General features: G+C 65.0%; 19 protein-coding genes. 8 read left to right on the top strand and 11 right to left on the bottom strand.

Translation table 11 applies throughout. The features are described 5' to 3' along the window. Positions 1-5: 5 nt before the first annotated feature. The 4 genes from M1D93_RS02430 to M1D93_RS02415 are packed head-to-tail and all read right to left on the bottom strand — an operon-like array spanning position 6 to position 4,693. Positions 6-1,448 (bottom strand): GH1 family beta-glucosidase, encoded by a 1,443-nt coding sequence (locus M1D93_RS02430; protein WP_461173616.1) that lies wholly within the window; start codon positions 1,446-1,448, stop codon positions 6-8. After that, positions 1,448-2,365 carry a carbohydrate ABC transporter permease gene (locus tag M1D93_RS02425; RefSeq protein WP_461173615.1) on the bottom strand — a complete coding sequence of 306 codons (918 nt, stop codon included), beginning with the start codon at positions 2,363-2,365 and terminating at the stop codon, positions 1,448-1,450. The genes M1D93_RS02430 and M1D93_RS02425 overlap by 1 nt, the downstream gene beginning before the upstream one ends. After that, positions 2,362-3,378 (bottom strand): carbohydrate ABC transporter permease, encoded by a 1,017-nt coding sequence (locus M1D93_RS02420; RefSeq protein WP_461173614.1) that lies wholly within the window; start codon positions 3,376-3,378, stop codon positions 2,362-2,364. Before M1D93_RS02420 ends, M1D93_RS02425 begins: the two co-directional genes overlap by 4 nt. A gap of 58 nt (positions 3,379-3,436) precedes the next feature. Further along, the gene (locus tag M1D93_RS02415; protein ID WP_461175093.1) at positions 3,437-4,693 is read right to left on the bottom strand and encodes an ABC transporter substrate-binding protein; all 1,257 of its coding nucleotides are present in this window, start codon (positions 4,691-4,693) and stop codon (positions 3,437-3,439) included. Between the two features lie 265 nt (positions 4,694-4,958). On the opposite strand from M1D93_RS02415, the gene radA reads away from it, so the two are divergent. Further along, the gene (radA, locus tag M1D93_RS02410) at positions 4,959-6,332 is read left to right on the top strand and encodes a DNA repair protein RadA (RefSeq protein ID WP_461173613.1); all 1,374 of its coding nucleotides are present in this window, start codon (positions 4,959-4,961) and stop codon (positions 6,330-6,332) included. Between the two features lie 97 nt (positions 6,333-6,429). On the opposite strand, the gene M1D93_RS02405 is transcribed toward radA, so the two are convergent. Beyond that, positions 6,430-6,657 carry a hypothetical protein gene (locus M1D93_RS02405; RefSeq protein WP_461173612.1) on the bottom strand — a complete coding sequence of 76 codons (228 nt, stop codon included), beginning with the start codon at positions 6,655-6,657 and terminating at the stop codon, positions 6,430-6,432. A gap of 118 nt (positions 6,658-6,775) precedes the next feature. Here M1D93_RS02405 and M1D93_RS02400 point away from each other — a divergent pair, with 118 nt between their 5' ends. Continuing rightward, on the top strand, positions 6,776-7,297 hold the full coding sequence (locus M1D93_RS02400) for an NUDIX domain-containing protein (protein WP_461173611.1): 522 nt from the start codon (positions 6,776-6,778) through the stop codon (positions 7,295-7,297). A gap of 92 nt (positions 7,298-7,389) precedes the next feature. Here the strand turns inward: M1D93_RS02400 and M1D93_RS02395 are convergent, their stop codons facing one another. The 5 genes from M1D93_RS02395 to M1D93_RS02375 are packed head-to-tail and all read right to left on the bottom strand — an operon-like array spanning position 7,390 to position 11,227. Next, positions 7,390-7,665: a hypothetical protein gene (locus tag M1D93_RS02395; RefSeq protein ID WP_461173610.1), complete on the bottom strand. Its 276-nt coding sequence runs from the start codon at positions 7,663-7,665 to the stop codon at positions 7,390-7,392. Positions 7,666-7,689: 24 nt separating this feature from the next. Next, the gene (locus tag M1D93_RS02390) at positions 7,690-8,094 is read right to left on the bottom strand and encodes a universal stress protein (RefSeq protein ID WP_461173609.1); all 405 of its coding nucleotides are present in this window, start codon (positions 8,092-8,094) and stop codon (positions 7,690-7,692) included. After that, positions 8,091-9,623 carry a tripartite tricarboxylate transporter permease gene (locus M1D93_RS02385; RefSeq protein WP_461173608.1) on the bottom strand — a complete coding sequence of 511 codons (1,533 nt, stop codon included), beginning with the start codon at positions 9,621-9,623 and terminating at the stop codon, positions 8,091-8,093. Before M1D93_RS02385 ends, M1D93_RS02390 begins: the two co-directional genes overlap by 4 nt. A gap of 9 nt (positions 9,624-9,632) precedes the next feature. Continuing rightward, positions 9,633-10,217, bottom strand: a complete 585-nt coding sequence (locus M1D93_RS02380) for a tripartite tricarboxylate transporter TctB family protein (protein WP_461175092.1) — start codon at positions 10,215-10,217, stop codon at positions 9,633-9,635. A gap of 5 nt (positions 10,218-10,222) precedes the next feature. Next, positions 10,223-11,227 carry a Bug family tripartite tricarboxylate transporter substrate binding protein gene (locus M1D93_RS02375; RefSeq protein ID WP_461173607.1) on the bottom strand — a complete coding sequence of 335 codons (1,005 nt, stop codon included), beginning with the start codon at positions 11,225-11,227 and terminating at the stop codon, positions 10,223-10,225. A 142-nt stretch (positions 11,228-11,369) separates the two neighbouring features. Here M1D93_RS02375 and M1D93_RS02370 point away from each other — a divergent pair, with 142 nt between their 5' ends. The 6 genes from M1D93_RS02370 (at position 11,370) to M1D93_RS02345 (ending at position 18,853) form a co-directional block, all read left to right on the top strand. Then, positions 11,370-12,254: a LysR family transcriptional regulator gene (locus tag M1D93_RS02370; RefSeq protein ID WP_461173606.1), complete on the top strand. Its 885-nt coding sequence runs from the start codon at positions 11,370-11,372 to the stop codon at positions 12,252-12,254. 132 nt (positions 12,255-12,386) lie between these two features. After that, entirely contained in the window at positions 12,387-13,301 is a 915-nt protein-coding gene (kdgD, locus tag M1D93_RS02365) for a 5-dehydro-4-deoxyglucarate dehydratase (RefSeq protein WP_461173605.1), read from the top strand. Between the two features lie 33 nt (positions 13,302-13,334). Further along, positions 13,335-14,951, top strand: a complete 1,617-nt coding sequence (locus M1D93_RS02360; protein WP_461173604.1) for an aldehyde dehydrogenase (NADP(+)) — start codon at positions 13,335-13,337, stop codon at positions 14,949-14,951. Then, complete coding sequence (locus M1D93_RS02355) at positions 14,948-16,276, top strand: enolase C-terminal domain-like protein (RefSeq protein WP_461173603.1); 1,329 nt, start codon at positions 14,948-14,950, stop codon at positions 16,274-16,276. The genes M1D93_RS02360 and M1D93_RS02355 overlap by 4 nt, the downstream gene beginning before the upstream one ends. Positions 16,277-16,467: 191 nt before the next feature. Beyond that, positions 16,468-17,817: an MFS transporter gene (locus M1D93_RS02350; protein WP_461173602.1), complete on the top strand. Its 1,350-nt coding sequence runs from the start codon at positions 16,468-16,470 to the stop codon at positions 17,815-17,817. Positions 17,818-18,031: 214 nt separating this feature from the next. Further along, a complete protein-coding gene (locus tag M1D93_RS02345) occupies positions 18,032-18,853 on the top strand; it encodes a putative hydro-lyase (protein ID WP_461173601.1) in 822 nt (273 codons plus the stop codon). Between the two features lie 21 nt (positions 18,854-18,874). Here the strand turns inward: M1D93_RS02345 and M1D93_RS02340 are convergent, their stop codons facing one another. Then, on the bottom strand, positions 18,875-19,582 hold the full coding sequence (locus tag M1D93_RS02340; protein WP_461173600.1) for a GntR family transcriptional regulator: 708 nt from the start codon (positions 19,580-19,582) through the stop codon (positions 18,875-18,877). Positions 19,583-19,600 lie beyond the last annotated feature (18 nt).

The raw sequence follows: 19,600 nt of genomic DNA, 5'->3' as shown, positions 1-19,600 counted from the left end.
TCAGTTTAGGCGGGCAGGGATGCAGCGAGCCGGGAAGCGTTGCGCTTTGCAGCGGCAATCAGTTCCGCATAGGCCCTCCCGCTGTCCTTGACGGTCCTTTCCAGCGTGCCGTAGTCCACGCGGACAATTCCAAAGCGTTTTCCGTAGCCCCAGGACCATTCAAAGTTGTCCAGCAGTGACCAGACGAAGTAGCCGCGGACGTCGGCGCCCTGGTCGATGGCCTCACCCACGGCAGCCACGTGCTCCAGGATGAACCCGGTACGCTCTTCGTCGTGGACCGCACCGTCGGCGCTGACGGTGTCCTCGTACGCGGCCCCGTTCTCCGTGATGTAAAGCGGCGGCAGTGTTGGGTACTCCTCCCCCAGCCGGACCAGGAGTTTGCGCAGCCCGTCCGGGTTCACTTCCCAGCCCATCGCAGTCCGGGGCAGGCCGCGGCTGGGAAACGCAATGTCCTCCGACCCGATCCAGGGCGAAGCGGAGGTGCGGTCCGCTCCGCCGGAGTGGCCGTCGCTTCCGGCGTCGTCCGCGTGGCCGCTGATCAGGTCGTCGTGGTAGTGGTTCACCCCAAGGAAGTCCAGCGTCGTGCCGATGATCTCCAGGTCCCCGGGCACGATAACGTCCTGCAGGCCGAACGAAGCAAAATCCCGCAGGGAGTCTTCCGGGTAGTTTCCCCGCAGGATCGGGTCGAGGAAGATCCGGTTCTGCAGTGAATCAAACCGGCGGGCTGCGTCCAGGTCCACCGGGTCCTGGCTGTCCCGTGGAATGGAATTGCTCAGGTTGAGGGTGATGCCCAGCTGCTGGGCACCGCGGCTGCGCAGCGCATTCACCGCCAGCCCGTGGGCCAGGTGCTGGTGGTGCACGGCAGCGATTGTTGCGGCCGGCTCCTGCCGCCCGGGAGCATGGACCCCGGACCCGTAGCCCAGGAGGGAAGAACAAAACGGCTCGTTGAAGGTGGTCCAGTGACGGATCCTGTCCCCCAGCGCCGAGTACACATCGTTTGCGTAGTCCACAAACCGGTATGCGGTGTCCCGGTTGGCCCAGCCGCCCTTTTCCTCGAGGGCCTGCGGCAGGTCCCAGTGATAGAGGGTTAGCCATGGCAGGATCCCTGCTTCAAGAAGTTCATCCACCAGCCGGGAGTAGAAGTCCAGTCCCTCGCGGTTGACGGCTCTGTCCCCGGGACGCACCCGCGCCCAGCTGGTGGAAAACCGGTAGGAGTCCAGTCCCAGCTCCTTCATCAGCCGGACGTCCTGGGGCATCCGGTGGTAGTGGTCCACTGCCTGCTCAAGGTTGTCGCCCTGCGCAACGGCGCCGGGGATCCGGGCGAAGTGGTCCCAGATGGAATCTTCCTTGCCGCCTTCATGGCCGGCGCCCTCTATTTGCGCGGCCGCCGTCGCCGATCCCCAGATAAAGCCGTCGGGCCATTGCCTCGTATACGTCGGGTGCTCCATTAGCCCTTCACTGCTCCTTGCATGATTCCTGAGATGAGTTGTTTGCCGGCCAGCACAAAGAGCACCAGCAGCGGGAGTGTTGCCAGGACCGCTCCGGCGAGGACCACGGAGTAGTCCACGTAGCGGGCGGACTGCAGTTGGCTGAGCGCCGTCTGCAAAGTGGGGTTGCCGGCGTCGAGCACCAGCAGGGGCCAGAGGAAATCGGTCCAGGCTGTCATGAACGTAAAAAGACCCAGGATGGCCATGGCGGGCCGGGCTGCGGGGATGGCCACGTGCCAGAAGGTGGAGATCATGTTGGCCCCGTCCATCCTGGCGGACTCGATGAGTTCATCCGGTATCACGTCCACGAGGTACTGCCGCATGAAAAATACGCCGAACGCCGTCACCAGCGTGGGCACCACCACAGCACCGATCTCCCCGGTCCATCCCAGTGTGCGCATCACCATAAAGAGCGGGATGATGCCCAGCTGGGTGGGGATGGCCATGGTGGCCACGACCATGAGCATCAACCCGTTCCGGCCCTTGAAGCGCAGTTTGGCGAAGGCGTAGCCGGCGAGGGTTGAGAAGCCTACAACCGAGACGGTGATGATGCAGGAAATGAGGACGCTGTTGCCGAGGGCGAGCCAGAAGGGAATGGTGTCGAAGACCTCGCCCACGTTGGTCCAGAAGTTTCCGCCCGGCAGCAGCGGCGGCCAGGTCTCGCCGAGTGCCTCATTGGACCGGCTGCCGATAACGGCGGACCACCACAGCGGATAGGCCGAGGACAGCAGGAAGGCGAGGAGCAGGCCGTAGGTCAGGAATCCCGGCTTTTCCCCGGAGCCGAAAAGGCGTTTCCGCAACCTTGCCGGGCGGGCGGGCCTGTTGTTTGGGGACGGGGCTGCAGCAGGCGCAGTGGAGACGCCTTCGATGGTGCTCATCGCTTGGTCCTTTCAACGTGTTTCCGCGCAGCTCTGCGGGCTGCCCGTGAGGGCTTGGCGGCGTCGGCCGTGGCGATCCGCCGCGAGATCAGGTAGTTGATGACGCCGAACAGCACGATGATGAGGAAGAGCAGCCAGGCGATGGTGGATGCCTTGCCGAAGTTCTGGCGCTGGAAGGCCATCTCCCAGAGGTACAGGACTGTGGTCTGGAACTGCCGCTGGGAGCCGCCTGCTGTGGCGGGATCAAAGAGGCGCGGTTCGGTGAAGATTTGCAGGCCGCCGATGGTGGAGGTGATGACCACAAACACCATGGTGGGCCGGATGCTGGGCAGGGTGATGCTGAAGAACCGGCGGACCGCTCCGGCGCCGTCCAAAGCTGCGGATTCGTAGAGGTCCCGGGGAACGGCCTGCATTGCGGCCAGCAGGATCAGGGCGTTGTAGCCGGTCCAGCGCCAGTTCACCATAGTGGCGATGGCGATGTGGCTGGGCAGTGTTTCGCTCTTCCACATCACGGGGTCCAGGCCGAAGTTGCCCAGCACGTTGTTGATCAGGCCGTACTGCTCGCCGAACATGTTGGTGAAGATCATGGCCACCGCCACGGGCGTCACGATGTAGGGCAGGAGAACGCTCATCCGCCAGAAAGTCCTGGCCCGCAGGTTCTGGTCCAGCATGGCTGCCAGGAAAAGCGCAACGGCAAGCTGCGGGATGGCGGAGAGCAGGAAGATGCTCACCGTGTTGAACAGGGAGTTCCAGAAGAAGCGGTCCTGCAGGACCTCTACGAAGTTCTGCAGGCCCACGAAGTCGCCCTGGCCCTTGAGCAGGTGCCAGTCGAAGAGGCTGACCACGAACGTGTACACCAGCGGGAACAGTCCCACCAGGGCGAAGAGGATAAAGAACGGGGCGATGTACAGGTATGGCGATGCTTTGACGTCGAAGACGGCGAGGCGCTGCCTGAAGGTGGGTTTTGGTTTGATGGCCGGGGGTTTCGCGGGGCGGTTCAGGGTGGTTGTCATTGGGCTCTTGCCCTCCATCGGGGGGCCTCCCGTCGGGGAGGCCCCACAGCGGGTGGTGCTAGTTGTTTACGACCAGGTCGTTGAGGAGGGTCAGCGCTTCGGACCAGGCCTTGTCAGCGTCGGCGGTGCCGGCGTCGAGCATTTTCAGCGCGGGGCCGAAGACGTTCTCCTGGATCACGGAGTCATCGGGCCCCTTGAACTGGGCCACTACGCCCTTGGCGCGGTTTGCAAGGATGACGCCGGTGGGGGCGTTGTTGAAGAGCACGTTGGGGGTGGCGTCCGCAACGAGCTTTTCCTGCGCCTTGAGGGTGCTGGGGAAATTGTTCGCTGCAGCTGACTGCTTGACCTGCTGCTCCGGTGCGGTCAGCCAGGCGGCCAGCTTGGCGGCTTCGGCCGGGTGCTCGGAGGTCTTGGGCACTGAGAGGAAAGCTCCGCCCCAGTTCGAGGCCCCGCCCGGGAAGACGTCGGCGAAGTCCCAGCCGCTGTCAGCGCCGCCGCCGGCTGATTCCAGCTGGCCCTTGATGGTGCCGAGCATCCAGCCCGGGCAGACGAAGGTGGCGAAGGAGCCGTCAGTGAACGCTTTGCCGTTGCCCCAGTCCCATTGGGTCTGGTTGGCGGACAGTCCGGAGGCTGTGCCGGCGGCCAGCATCTCGAACTTGGCCTTCATCTCGGAGTTGCCGTCGATGTTCAGCTCGCCGTCCTTGATGTAGTAGCCCTCCTCCATCTGGTTCACCATGGAGTTCCAGACGAAACCGGACTGGTCGTACCAGGCCTTTCCGGTGGCCGCTTTGTACTGCTCGCCAAGCTTGAAGTAGTTTTCCCAGGTGGCGTCCTCGCCGCCGAAGAGCTTCGCTACGGATTCGCGGTCCTTCGGCAGTCCGGCTGCCTCGAAGAGCTTGCCGTTGTAGCAGAGGCCCTGGGGTCCGATGTCCGTTCCGTACCCGATGACACGGCCGTCCGGGTCCGTGCCCTGCTTGAACTTCCAGTCCACCCAGTTGTCCTTGATGTCCGCTGCCCCGTGCTCGTTGAGGTCCACGAACTGGTCCGAGACCTCCATGATGGATCCGAGCCAGCCTTCCTCGATGGCCACTACGTCGCTGAGGCCGGAGCCGGCCGCGAGCTTGGTGAAGGCGTCGGTGCGGGCGTTGGCTCCGCGGTCGATGTTGGTGGCTTTGATTTTGATTCCCGGGTTGGCCTGCTCGTATTCACCGTAGAGATCGTCGTAGCCGAACGTTCCGAAGGTGGTGACCGTGAGTTCCACGGGGTTGTCTGCGCTTGCTGCCTGTTCTGAACTGCCACTGCAGCCGGTGGCCATCAGGGCCAGGGCTGCTGCGCCCGCGATGGCGGCCGCGGTATGTCGACGTGCGAATTTCAAGGTCACTCCTTTGTGGGGGAACTACCGGCGCTGAGAGAGCGCTCTCTGGCAAGTCCCTCAACTGTAAGCGTGACGGGTATCACTGTCAAGAGAGCGCTCTCTCGGGCGCGAAACGGCGCGGGTCACAGGCAAGTGCTCGCTCGCCACGTTTGCGTGCATCACTGCCGGGCGGGGAATGTCAGGGCCCGCCGCTAGGGTTGAAGCCATGGCTACAAAGACTTCCCGGGCATCCAAGGCGCCCGCCTACAAGTGCGCCGAATGCGGCTGGACCGCCGTCAAGTGGGTGGGCCGGTGCGGCGAGTGCCAGGCGTGGGGCACCGTGGAGGAAACCGGCACCGCAGTGGCACGTACGACGGCGGCCACAACAGTCTTGGAGCCCGCGCGCCGGATCGCCGAGGTGGACGCCACCACTGCCGCCTACCTGCCAACGGGCGTTGACGAACTGGACCGGGTGCTGGGCGGTGGCCTGGTCCCGGGTGCCGTCATCCTGCTCGCCGGCGAGCCCGGCGTCGGCAAGTCCACGCTGCTGCTTGACGTAGCGGCGAAGTTTGCCCGGACGGCGCAGGACGTCCTGTACGTGACCGGCGAGGAATCTGCAGCGCAGGTGAAGTTGCGTGCCGAGCGGATCGACGCTGTGGCTGAGTCGCTGTACCTCTCCGCGGAAACGGATTTAGGCCAGGCCCTCGGGCAGGTGGAGAAGATTGAGCCGCGGCTGCTGATCGTGGACTCGGTACAAACCCTCAGCAGCGCCGATGTTGACGGCAGCGCCGGCGGCGTCTCGCAGGTCCGGGAAGTGGCAGCGTCCATCATTGCCGCGGCCAAACGGCGGAACATGACCACCCTGCTGGTGGGGCACGTGACCAAGGACGGCTCCATCGCCGGTCCGCGGCTGCTGGAGCACCTGGTGGACGTGGTGTGCCAGTTTGAGGGCGAGCGGCATTCCCGGCTCCGGCTGCTCCGGGCCGTCAAGAACCGCTACGGTCCCACCGACGACGTCGGCTGCTTCGACCTGAACGAGAACGGGATTGAGGGCCTCGCCGATCCCAGCGGGCTCTTTGTCAGCCGCACCAAGGATCCCGTGTCGGGCACATGCATCACCGTAACCATGGAAGGACGGCGCCCGCTGCTGGCCGAGGTGCAGTCGCTGCTCGCCGAGAGCGCCAACTCCCAGCCGCGGCGGGCTACCAGCGGCCTGGACAGTTCGCGGGTCTCCATGCTGCTGGCCGTGCTGCAGCAGCGCGCGGGTACCCTGCTGCACAAGGATGATTCCTACGTGGCCACGGTAGGCGGAGTAAAGCTGAGCGAACCCGCCACGGACCTCGCTGTTGCCCTTGCCGTGGCTTCAGCCAAGGCCCGCAAGCCGTTGCCGATCCGGCTGGTTGCCTTCGGCGAGGTGGGTCTGGCCGGCGAGGTCCGCCCTGTCCCCGGCATCAACCAGCGCATCCAGGAGGCCCACCGGCTGGGATTCACCCACGCCGTCGTTCCGGCAAGCCATACCGGCCCGGGCCCTGTTCCGGCCGGCTTCTCGGTCCGGGAAGTGGAGCACTTGACGGAGGCCCTGAGTCTGCTGATCGGATGAGGCAGCTGGTTGGCCACGTCTGTGGGCCGAGAGGCTCAGCCTTGGGCAGGTCCTCTAGCCGTGCTGCGGCAAGGAATCCGGATCGTCCCGGTGGGCATTAAAAGAGCCACCCGGAAACGTCGCTGCGCAGCGCCAGCAGCGGGCCTCCGGTGGCACTCACATTTCCGGTGGGAACGTAGTACCCGCGCCCGTTTCCCGGACCGCCCGCCGCGCGGTCCAGGGCATCCAGCAGGTGCCTCGGCAGGTGGCCCTGCGGGCCAAGGCTGCGAAGCTCATCAAGTTCTTCCGGCGTCAGCCGCCCCAAAACCTCAGCAATATTGGCCATGTCGGGTCCCTTCGAGCAAAGTGCCTGAAGGAATAACCTAAAGCAGTGCTGTGAACTGCGGGTTAACGCCTGACGGCGAATTAGCTTCTTTCAAAATACCGCTGAAAAGGGAGGACACATGCCGGTTCGAAGTGCAGGAATCCTTCTGTACAGGCGGGGCACAACACCAGGGGCCGCCGCAGGTCAACAGCCAGACGACGCACCCGGCGTTCCCCCGGAACTGGAGGTGTGGATCGCCCACATGGGCGGACCGTTCTGGGCCCGTAAGGACGCGCACGCCTGGTCCATTCCGAAAGGTGAGTACACGGAGGACGAGGATCCACTGGCGGCCGCACTTCGCGAATTCGCCGAGGAAATGGGAACTCCCGCACCGGCCGCCGACTACCTTCACCTCGGGGAATTTCGCCAACCGTCCCGAAAGATCATCACCGTCTACACGGCGGAGCGGGACTTCCTGCCCGAACGTATCGTCAGCAATACCTTCCCCCTGGAGTGGCCCAAGGGGTCCGGCACGATCCAGCACTACCCGGAAATTGACGACGCCCGCTGGTTTCCCCTGCCCGAGGCGAGGCTCAAGTTGGTGAAAGGCCAACTGCCGGTCCTTGATGCCCTTGCCGAACGCGTCCGGCAGTCGCCGTGACAGCCTGGACCCGATCTCCGACGCAGGAAAGCCGGAGACCCCGCGGGATCTCCGGCTTTCCTTGTCTACGGATCCATGACCCAAGACCGAAATCAGGCTGCGGCGTCGTCCCGTTGCCCTAAGGCGTTGGCCGAAGCAATCTTGACCACGGTCACGTCATCGTTGCAGCACAGCATGGTCCTGCCGGCTCCGTCGTCCCGGATCATCCAAAAGACGCTGCGGTCCGCCGCGATCATGTCGATGATTCCGGAGATGGGGCCGCGGCCGTTGCTGTGGACCTCGATGTGGTCCCTGCGGCAGAGCTTCGACCAGTCAGGGACAGGTGCGACGTTTACCGTTCCCCGGCGGGCCGGTTTGTGGATGTACATGGTGCCTTCCCAAGGGGCTCGCTGCTAGAAGTTTCCGCCGTCGGCCTTGACCGCGAGCACCGGCCGGTCCGCCTGCATCAGGATGCGCTGCGCGTGGCTGCCCAGGATGAACTTTCCCACCTGGGTGCGGTGCCGGAGGCCTATGACGATCAGGGATGCATTGGCGTCCCGGGCCACATCCAGGAATTCGTCGGCGAGGTCATGCTGGTAGGGCGGCTGGATGACACTCGCCTGGACACCGGCCTCGGTGGCCCGCCGGGCAGCCTGCTCCAGGAGATCCTCCGGTGCCACCGACTTGTCCACCAGTGCGCCTTCCCTGGCGGAGTTGACGATCAGGAGATCCTCATTCCGCAGGCGGGCTTCGGCGATGCCGGCCTTGAGGGCGGCTTCTCCCGCGGGTGTTGGAACGAATCCGACGACGATGCTCATACTTTCTCCTTGATGTCCGGTTTGGCGGCGGGTGCAGTAACGGGTGACTTGCGCTTGGCGATGGAGGTGCGGATAACCGGCAGCACTGCCACCAGGACAAAAACGACCAGCAGCGTGGCCGAAATGGGACGGCCGAAGAAGCCGAGGGAGTCGCCGCCGAACATCAGCAGCGAGCGGCGCATGCTGCTTTCCAGCAGTTCGCCCAGCACGAAGGCGAGCACCAGGGGACCCGGTTCGAAGCCGAACTTCTTCATCAGGTAGCCGATGATGCCGAAGACCACCACGAGAGTCACGTCGAACATGCTGTTGTTGATGGTGTAGGCGCCCAACAGCGTGATCAGGGCCGTGACGGGCGCCAGGATTGCAGCCCGTACGCGGAGGATCTTCACGAAGATTCCCACCAGCGGCAGGCTCATGATCAGCAACAGGATGTTGCCGATGTACATCGAGTTCACCACGCCCCAGAAGAGCTCCGGGTCCTGTTCCACCAATTGCGGTCCGGGGGTCACACCCTGGATCAGCAGGGCACCGAACATCAGCGCCATGGTGGCGTTGGCCGGGATGCCCAGGGTCAGCAGCGGAATGAATGAGGAGGTTGCGGCGGCGTTGTTGGCGGTTTCCGGTCCCGCCACGCCTTCCGGCGCGCCCTTGCCGAAGCGTTCGGGCTGCTTGGCCCGTTTCTTCTCCATGGCGTAGGAGGCCATGGAGGCAATGGTGGCGCCGCCGCCGGGGAGGATTCCCAGGAAGAAGCCAAGAACGGATCCCCGGCCGATTGCCCCGGAGGCCTGCTTGAGGTCCTTCCGGGAGGGCCAGACGTTCGTTACTTTCGACGGCGCCTTGGCGGCACGGTGCCGTTCCTCGAGGTTGTAGAGGATCTCGCCCAGGCCGAAGATGCCCATGGCGATCGGCACGAAATCGATGCCGTCGGCGAGCGGCAGGCTGCCGAACGTGAAGCGGCTGGCGCCGGTAAAGATGTCCCGGCCAACCGTGGCGAGCAGGAGCCCCAGGGCAGCGGCGATGAGCGCCTTGGCTTTGGACCCGCTGCTGATCGTGGCGACGAGGAGGATTCCGAGCATCGCCAGTGCGGTGTATTCCGGCGGGCCGAAGTCCAGGGCGAAGCTCGCCACGATGGGGGCGAGGAATGTGAGGCCGATAATGGCCGCTGTGCCTCCCACAAAGGATCCGATGGACGCAAGGCCCAGGGCCGTTCCGGCCCTTCCCTGTTTTGCCATCTGGTAACCGTCGAAGACAGTAACCACCGAGGACGCCTCACCCGGCAGGCGCAGGAGCACGGAGGTGATCGTTCCGCCATACTGCGCGCCGTAGAAGATGCCCGCCAGCATAATGATGGCGGTCACGGGTTCCACGTTGTACGTAAGCGGAAGCAGGATGGCGATGGTTGCCGCGGGCCCCAGTCCGGGCAGCACGCCGACCATCATGCCGATCACGACGCCGAGAAGGCAGTACAGGAGGTTTGTCGGCTCCAGGACAACCGCAAATCCGTTAATAACGGGATTCAGAAAATCCACGGGGGTCTCCTAGAAGAGGTGGGGAATGGAGGTGTTCAATGCCAGGACGAAAATGGCATAAAAACCAATAACGACGCTCACGCTGACCACAACGGTGGAGCGCCAGGTTTCGCCGCCCAGGAAACGCATCCAGATGACGCACAGCACCAGGGCCGGCAGCTCAAAGCCGATCAGCGGCATCAGGGCCACCATGGCAACGAGGGTTACCAAGCCGGTCAGCGGCGCGGTGGACATCCGCGTGAACTTCTCGGCGTCCCGGTTGTGGCGGCCGGCAACCAATTGGAACAGTCCCAGGGCAACCATGACGCAGCTGATGATGAACGGCCAAAGGCCGGGCTGCGGGGCTGACGGCGTCCCCAGCCCCATCACCATTGAAAGAATGGCCGCACCAATGCCCACTCCGAGAACCACCAATGACGATGCAGCGTTCGCAAGGGCGCCGGCGGCCGGAGGCTTTTCTTCCTCCCATTGAGCTGCCAGTTGCTCGGGCGTCAGGTCATCCGGAACTTCATCGGGGAAGGCATGGTGGGCGTCCCCGCCGGGGGCAGCGATGTTACTGCTGCCCCCCGCGGGTCCTGCAGGAGTTCCTTTCACAGGAATCACTTATTTCCACTCAGGCTGATGTCGTACTTCTCCACCAGTTCCTTGTACTTCGCTGCGTATCCCTTCCATTCCGTCACAACTTCTTCACCGGAAATCTCTTTCGGAGTCAGCGAGTTCTTCTTGTTGAACTCCTTGTAGGCGTCAGACTTGAACGACTCCTGGAACGCGGCGAGCAACTTGTCCTTGACTTCCTGCGGGGTTCCCTTCGGGGCAGCCACTGCGCGGTACTGGGCTACCGGGACGTCGTAGCCCGCTTCCTTTGCCGTGGGCGTATCGGGAAGGAAGCTGGTGCGGTCCTCCGAGAAGACCAGCAGCGGGGCAACTTTTCCGGCCTGGATCTGCGGCATCGCCTCGCCGAGCTGGATGGTGGCGAGCTCAACCTGGTTGCCGAGGACTGCCGTCAGGGCCGGCTTGCCGCTGTCAAAGGGGATGTCCGTGCCTTTGACGTCAGCCTGCTTGAAGAGCACGGTCTGTGCCAGCTGGCTTCCCGTGCCCACTCCGGTGGTGCCGAAGGTGACGTTGCGTCCTGCTGCGGTCACGTCCTTGAAGGTCTTGAAGCCGGACTCGGCGCTGGCTACGAGCACGTAATCGTCCTGGGACAAACCGGCGATGATGTCCAGGTCGTCAATGTTCACGGCTTCATCGGCGCTGACTGCCAGGGGGGTGATGGTGATCAGGGAAGCGTTGAGCAGGACCAGCTCCTGGCCATCAGCGGGCTTGCCGGCCACTTCCTTGGTAGCCAGGGCGCCGTTGGCGCCGGGCTTGTTGACCACGGGCATCGGCTGGCCGAGGGTCTTGGAAGCACCTTCGGCGAGGGCACGGGCGATCAGGTCTGTACTGCCGCCGGCAGCCTGGCCCACCGAGAGGTTGACGGGGCCGGTCGGGTACTTGGCGGAATCGGGCGTGCTGCCCCCGGCGACGTTGCCGCACGCCGTCAGCGCCAACAATGTAACGGCGGATGCCGCTCCGAGAATCGTGCGGCGTGTTGGGAAGTGCTTCATTGGAACTCCTAGTTGGCACGGCGGGCGTTGGGGCCCGAACAATCTGTGAAGCGGGTCACCCCGTTCGCTTTGTCGAGTGTAGGGAGTGGTTATGATGCATGTCTAAGCCCAAATCTGCATCATTTGATACCTGGAAGGCATCATGTTTACTTTCGACCAGCTGGCGGGCTTCATCGCCGTAGCTGAAGAACTCCATTTTGGACGGGCGGCCGAAAGGCTGAACATGACGCAGCCCCCGCTGAGCCGGCAGATCCAGAAGCTGGAGAAGATCGTGGGAGCGGAACTACTGGTGCGGGACAACCGGAAAGTGGAGCTTACGCATGCTGGGCGGACCTTCCTGGAGGAGGCGCGCCGCCTCATGGCCCTTGCAGAGCGGGCACCGGTCACAGCCCGCCGTATCGCCTCGGGACGCTCGGGCGTCCTGCGGATCGGCTTCACGGCAGCCAGCGGTTTCAGCATCCTGGGCCCGCTGCTGGAAGAGGTCTCGGGAATCCTGCCGGACGTGGACATCGACCTGCAGGAGCTGGTGACCCGCGAGCAGCTCAACGGCCTGCTGACGGGCGAACTCGACCTTGGCTTCGCCCGCCCGCCCTTCGACAGCGAAACCTTCGATTCCCACTTGCTCTACCGCGAATCCATGGTGCTGGCCGTTCCATCCGGGCACCCCCTGACCCTGCTCGGACGGGATATCACGGCCGAGGACTTTCGGGATGAGCCCCTGATTATGCACTCCCCCACCCAGGCCCGCTATTTCTATGACCTGGTGGTCCGCATGCTGCCGGTCCGGCACACCAACGTGGTCCACACCGTGAGCCAGATCCTCACCATGGTCTCGCTTGTCGCCGCAAAACGCGGGCTGGCCTTCGTTCCCCATTCGGCCACCCTCCTGGGTATCAAAGGCGTGGAATTCCTGCCCCTGGAGGCGGGCAGGGGGGAACATGTGGAACTGCATGCCCTGTGGAACCGGAGGATCACTAATCCTGCATTGGCCCGCCTCCTCCGGGGCCTGGAGTTTGCCATGGAGTAGAAGCGCCGATCATGCAGCGAAGGTATCAATACATACAAAAATGCACTTAGACAGGCATTACGTCCTCTGCCTAACCTGAACAGGAACCCAACACCAGCCGTCATCGTAGGCGCTCACCCGGAGGACAACATCGTGGCAAAGTACACCCCGCAGGAATTGGCAAACACCCTGAAAGACGGCCTGCTGTCGTTCCCGGTGACGTCCTTTGACTCCCAACTGCAGTTCGACGAGGAGAACTACCGGAAGCACCTTGCCTGGCAGGCAAGCTTCCCGGTGGCCGGCCTGTTCGCAGCCGGCGGCACGGGTGAGGGCTTTTCCCTCACTCCGGCCGAATCAGCGCGTGTGGTCCGCACCGCCGTCGAGGAAGTTGGCAGCCAGGTGCCGGTCCTGGCATCGGCCGGCGGATCCACGGCGCAGGCCATCGAGAATGCCCAGGCCGCGGAAGCGGCAGGCGCCGACGGCCTCCTGCTGCTGCCGCCGTACCTGACCGAAGCCGACCAGGCCGGCCTGATCGACCACGTGAGCGCAATCTGCAGCGCAACCTCGCTGGGTGTCATCATCTACAACCGCGCCAACGCCATCTACAAGGACACCACCGTTGCCACCCTGGCCGACCGCCACGAAAACCTCATCGGTTTCAAGGACGGCGTGGGCGACCTCGAACACGACGCCCGCGTTTACGCCAAGCTTGGCGACCGCCTCTTCTACCTGGGCGGCCTTCCCACCGCGGAAACCTTCGCCCTCCCCCTGCTGCAGCTGGGCATGAGCACCTACTCCAGCGCCATGTACAACTTCGTCCCGCAATTCGCCCTGGACTTCTACCAGGACGTGCGCAACAACGACCGCGCCGCCGTCAACAAGAAGCTCAACGACTTCGTAATCCCCTACCTGGACATCCGTGACCGCGTGAAGGGCTACTCCGTCTCCATCGTCAAGGGCGGCCTGGACGCGATCGGCCGTTCCGCAGGCCCGGTCCGTCCCCCGCTGCAGAACCTCGCCGAGCAGGACCTTGCCGACCTCAAGGCCCTCATCGCCCGCGTATCCTGACCCCTGATCCACCTTTTCCCAGGAGGAACCACCGTGACCCTTACCGGACACTCCCTGATCGCCGGACAGACCGTCGTCGGCGACGGCAAGACTGCCTTCGGCTTCAACCCGGCAACCAATGAACAGCTCGATCCCGCGTACTCCCTCATCACGGAAGAGCAGCTGAAGCTGGCCACCGCCGCGGCCGCGGACGCCTACCCGTCCTTCTCCACCTTGGACCCGGAAACCCACGCCGGGTTCCTGGAAGCCATCGCGGACAACATCGAGGCCATCGGCGAGGAACTCATCGTACGCGCCGGCCAGGAAACCGGCCTGCCCGCCGCCCGCCTGCAGGGCGAGCGCGCCCGCACCACCGGCCAGCTGCGGCTCTTCGCCGCCGTTGTCCGCCAGGGTGACTACCGCGGTGTCCGGGTGGACCCCGCCATCCCGGACCGCACCCCCCTGCCCCGGGCGGACATCCGCCAGCGCCAGATCCCGCTCGGCCCGGTAGCCGTTTTCGGGGCCAGCAACTTCCCGCTGGCCTTCTCGACGGCGGGCGGAGACACCGCCTCGGCCCTCGCCGCAGGCTGCCCTGTCATCTTCAAAGCCCACAACGCGCACCCCGGCACCGGTGAATTGGTGGGGCATGCAGTAGTCAAGGCCGTCAAGGACTGCGGCCTGCACCCGGGCGTGTTCTCCCTGGTCTACGGGCCGGGAGCCAGCATCGGCCAGGCCCTCGTGGCGGACCCACACATCAAGGCCGTCGGTTTCACCGGGTCCCAGACTGCCGGCATCGCCCTGATGAAGACCGCGGCTGCCAGGCCCGAGCCGATCCCGGTCTACGCTGAGATGTCCTCCCTGAACCCGGTCTTCGTGTTCGAAGGCGCCCTTAAGGGCTCCACCGAACAGATCAAGGCCCTGGCCCAGCAGTACGTCACCGCTGTCACCGGCAGCTCGGGCCAGCTCTGCACCTCCCCCGGGCTGCTCTTCGCCCCGGCAGGTGAGGCGGGGGACAAACTTGCTGCCGCCGTCGGCCGCGCTGTTTCCGCCTGCTCCGGGCAGACCATGCTCACCGAAGGCATCGCGGGGTCCTGGAACGCCGGAACTGAAGCACTTGGCAGCGCAGCAGGTGTTGACCTCATTGGCAAGGGCCTGGAAGGTATCACCAAGAACGCCCCGGCTCCCACGATCTTCGGCACCCAGGTCCGCGACTTCGTCACCAACCACGTCCTGCACGAGGAAATCTTCGGCGCCGCCTCCCTGGTCATCCGCTACGGCAGCACCGACGAACTCCTTGACGCCGTCGCCCGCCTCGAAGGCCAGCTCACCGCATCGCTGCAGCTCACCGAAGAGGACTACCCGACGGCGGCGCCCCTGATCCCGGCCCTCGAGCAGAAGGTGGGCCGCATCATCGTCAACGGCTGGCCCACCGGCGTCGAGGTGGGCCACGCCATGGTCCACGGCGGCCCCTTCCCCGCCACCTCCGACTCCCGCACCACCTCCGTCGGCACGCTCGCGATCAACCGGTTCCTCCGGCCGGTCGCCTACCAGAACATCCCCCAGGAACTCCTCCCGGCACCCCTGCAGGACGCCAACCCCTGGCACCTGAACCGCAGGATCGACGGCGTTGTGGAAGCCGCCGAAGCACAGAAAGCAGGAATTAACGCATGACCTCCCAGCCAAGCATTGCCCGGGTCGAAGTTGTCCCGGTAGCCGGGCACGACAGCATGCTCATGAACCTCAGCGGCGCCCATGGCCCGTTCTTCACCCGCAACATTGTGATCATCACCGATTCGGACGGCCGGACCGGCCTGGGTGAAGTTCCCGGCGGCGAGAAGATCCGCACCACCATCGAGGAAGCCGGTGCCCTGATCGCCGGCAAGCCGGTGGCCCGCTACCGCTCGCTTTTGCGCGAAATCGCGGCCGAGTTCGCTGACCGCGACGCCGGCGGCCGGGGCCTGCAGACCTTTGACCTGCGCACCACCGTCCACGCCGTCACCGCCGTCGAATCCGCGCTGTTGGACCTGCACGGGCAGTACCTCGGCGTTCCCGTCGCGGAACTGCTGGGCGATGGCCAGCAGCGCAGCTCGGTGCCGATGCTCGGATATCTCTTCTTTGTGGGGGACCACAAGCGGACGGACCTGCCCTACCTCGTGGAGGACGCACCTGCGGATCGCTGGGAGGAACTCCGCCGGCAGGAAGCCATGACGCCCGAAGCCGTGGTGGCCCTGGCCGAGGCCGCCCAGGAACGGTACGGCTTCAGCGACTTCAAGCTCAAGGGCGGCGTGCTGTCCGGCGACGACGAAGTGGACGTGGTCACTGCCCTCGCCAAGCGCTTCCCCGACGCCAGGGTGACACTGGACCCTAACGGCGGCTGGCTGCTGGACGAAGCCATCCGGCTGGGCAAGCGGATGCAGGGCGTTGTTGCCTACGCCGAGGACCCTTGCGGTGCAGAAGGCCGGTTCTCGGGCCGGGAAGTCATGGCGGAATTCCGCCGGGCCACCGGACTGAAGACTGCTACGAACATGATCGCCACGGACTGGCGGGAAATGTCGCACGCCATCCGCAGCAACGCCGTGGACATCCCGCTGGCTGATCCGCACTTCTGGACCATGCACGGTTCGGTGCGGGTGGCCCAGATATGCCACGAGTTCGGCCTCACCTGGGGCTCGCACTCTAACAACCACTTCGACATCTCCCTGGCCATGTTCACCCACACCGGCGCCGCTGCGCCTGGCGAAATCACGGCGCTGGACACGCACTGGATCTGGCAGGACGGCCAGGGACTCACCAAAGAACCCCTGCAGATCAAGGGCGGCGCCATCGAGGTTCCGGCCGCCCCCGGCCTCGGCATCGAACTCGACCGCGAAGCCCTGGACAAGGCACACCAGCTGTACCTGGAACAGGGCCTGAACGCCCGCGACGACAGCATCGGCATGCAGTACTACATCGAAGGCTGGTCCTTCGATCCGAAGCGGCCCTGCCTGGTCCGCTAGCACTGTTCGGTAACACTGCCCGCTGGCAGTTTCCGCCGGCATTGGCCGGCAGCACCGTCCGGCTGCAGTGACGGGCAGCACTTTTCGGTAAAGTAGTGGGGTCGCCGTGGCGCGCCCCACTACTTTCCTGTGCCCCCCGTACTTCGGGCCCCGCTGCGGCCTGCGCCATCTATCCAAAGGAAATACATTCAATGAAGTCTGTAGACAACGCTGTCTCGGACGTGGCGACAGCCACGAAGAAGTTCTTCAAGCGCGTCCTGCCCATCATGCTGGTCATGCTGGTCTGCAACCAGCTGAACCGGTCCAACATCGGCTACGCCCAGGACCACCTCCAGGCGGATGTCGGCATCGGCGCGGCGGCCTACGGATTCGGCGCGGGCCTGTTCTTTATCGCCTACGCCATTTTTGAGCTTCCCAGCAACGTGATGATGGAAAAGTACGGCGCCAAGGTCTGGCTAACCCGCATCATGATCAGCTGGGGCATCGTCTCCTTCCTGATGGCGTTCGTGCAGAACGAAACCATGTTCTATGTCCTGCGCTTCCTGCTCGGCGCTGCGGAGGCCGGCTTCTTCCCCGCCGTCATCTTCTACTTCGCCCGCTGGGTCCCGGCGGGCCAGCGCGGCAAGGCCACCGCCATCTTCATCGCCGGCTCCTCCATCGCCGCGGCGATCTCCGGCCCCATCGCCGGTATGCTGCTGAGCCTTCACGGGGTCCTGGGGCTGCGCGGCTGGCAGTGGCTCTTTGGCTTCGAAGGCGCCCTCTCCGTCGTGGTGGGCATGGCCGTCTTCTTCGTCCTGGACGCCAAAATCAAGGACGCCAAGTGGCTCACCGCTACTGAAAAGCACGCCCTGTCCCAGGCCATCAGCGACGAGGACGCACAGCACTCCAACACCGGCGCCGGTAAGGTCAACCGCTGGAAGATGCTGCTCAACCCGCAGATCCTGCTGCTGTGCGGCATCTACTTCTCGGTGCAGCTGTCCATCTACGCCAACACGTTCTGGCTCCCCAGCATCATCAAGCAGATCCCCGGCACCACGGACCTGACCGTGGGCTTCCTGTCCTCCATCCCGTGGATTTGCGCCGTCTTCGCCATGTACTTTGCGGCCAAGCTGCAGGACAAGGCCAAGTCCAAGCGCCCGCTGCTGGTGGTTGCCCTGCTGGTCGCAGCCGTGGGCACGTTCGCCGCGGCCATCGCATCTCCGGTCATGGCCCTGGTCTTCCTGGCCATCGCGGCCATGGGCTTCAAGAGCGCCTCACCCCTGTTCTGGACCATCCCGCAGTCCGGCCTACACCCGATGATCCTGGCCCCGGCCATCGCCATCATCAATTCGCTCGGAAACCTGGGCGGCTTCGTGGCCCCCTTCGGCTTCGGCATCATCAAGGAGCAGACCGGCAGCGTTATCCCCGGCCTGTTCGCGCTGGCCGCCGCCTCCACCATCGCTGCCGGGATGGTGTACTTCCTGAAAGAGCGCCGAACCGATGGTGCTCCAGAGCAGGTTGCGGAAGCCGCCGTGCAGGAGCCGGTCGGCAGCCGCGCCTGACGGGCCGTACGACGGCGGCGCAAGCCGCCGCTGGGGCATAGGTCGCCGCGGCTGACGAACCTCCGCAACAAGGACCTCCGCAACAAGGACCTCAGGGCGGGCTCGCAAGAATTGTTCAACAATCTCTTGCGCGGCCCGCCCTCTGGTCGTTAAGCTGGCTGAAGACCCTGTGACTGCAGTCACTGCATCCCCTTGCCCCCGGCAGGAGCCGACCATGACCATCCCCGCAAACCCGCCCGCCGTCGTACTCCCGGACAACCCGGCCGCACTGTCCCCCGCCCAGGCCCGCGCCCTATTCCGGGCCGGGCTGGTGACTCCCACGTCGGGGTGGAGTGCGGGCTACACGCAGGCCAACCTGATGATCGTTCCGAAGGCCCAGGCCTTCGATGTCCTGCTGTTCGCCCAGCGGAACCCCAAGCCGTGCCCCGTCCTGGGCGTGCTTGAGGCCGGCGAGACCAGCAGCGCCCTGCTTGCCGGCGGTGACATCCGGACCGACGTGCCGAAGTACGCCGTCTACGAAAACGGCGTGAAGGTGGACGAGCCAACGGACATCACGGGCTACTGGCGGGATGACCTGGTGACCTTCATCGTGGGCTGCAGCTTCACTTTCGAGGCCGCGCTGCAGGAAGGCGGCATCCGGATTGCGCACATCGACCAGGGCGTCAACGTGCCGATGTACCGGACCTCCGTGCGCTGCGAACCGGCCGGCGCCCTGGCCGGGCCACTGGTGGTGTCCATGCGGCCGGTCCCGGCCTCCCAGGTGGCCGACGCCGTCCGCATCACGTCCCGCTACCCCGCCGTCCATGGCGCTCCGGTCCACGTGGGCAACCCGTCGGAGATTGGCATCGCGGATCTGTCCGGCCCCGATTTCGGCGACGCCGTCCGGATTCCGGAGGGGCACATTCCGGTGTTCTGGGCGTGCGGGGTGACGCCGCAGGCGATGGTGATGGAATCCCGGCCGGCACTGGCCATCGGGCACGCGCCGGGGCACATGCTCATTACGGACGCCCGGGACAGCTCGTACCTGGTGCCCTAGGCACTGCAGAGGCCAGGCAGCTTAGGCAGGATCCACGGCGGCCGGACCGGCCGGCACAGCGCCGATGTGCACCAGCAGCTCATGCTCGGCCGTATCCAGGTAGCGCCGCAGCTCGGCGGCTGCCTCCTCGCGCTGCCCTGCACGGATCTGCTCCACCAGGGCGACGTTCCGGTCCACGTAGTGGCTGTGGAAGTCAGGCGTGGTGGCCATCGCATGGAAAACAAGGCGCATCTCCGCGAGCACCTTTTCCATCAGCTCAGACAATGATGCGCTCCCGGACAGAGCCACTAAGGCCTTGTGCAGTTCCTGGTTGGCGTCGGCCATGTCGGGCACCGAGCCGGCAGCCTTGGCGGCCTGCGCCCTGGCAACAATGGCCTCCAGGTGTTCCAGCGCCCCGGGCGGCATCTCACCCCACTGGACGGCGGCCGGCTCAATCAGCCGCCGCACCCGGTAAATCTCCCGCACATCCTCCGCTCCGGGAGCGGCAACGTAGACCCCCCGGTTGGGGATCCGCTGCACCATCGACTCCGCCGCCAGGACCGTAAAGGCCTCGCGCAGGGTATTCCGAGAAACGCCGAGGGCTTCGGAGAGCTTCTGCTCGGACAGTTTGGTCCCCGGCGGAAGCTCGCCGGCCGAAATCCGGGAACGGAGCACGCCGGCTACCCACGCCCCCGTGTGGGCGTGCGCTGCCTGGCCGCCGTCGGCGATCCCTTGGAGTACTGCGTTCATGGGCATCGTTCCAAACTA

This window comes from Arthrobacter sp. Z1-9 (assembly GCF_054792695.1).
This window is presented reverse-complemented; position numbering and strand designations above follow the sequence as displayed.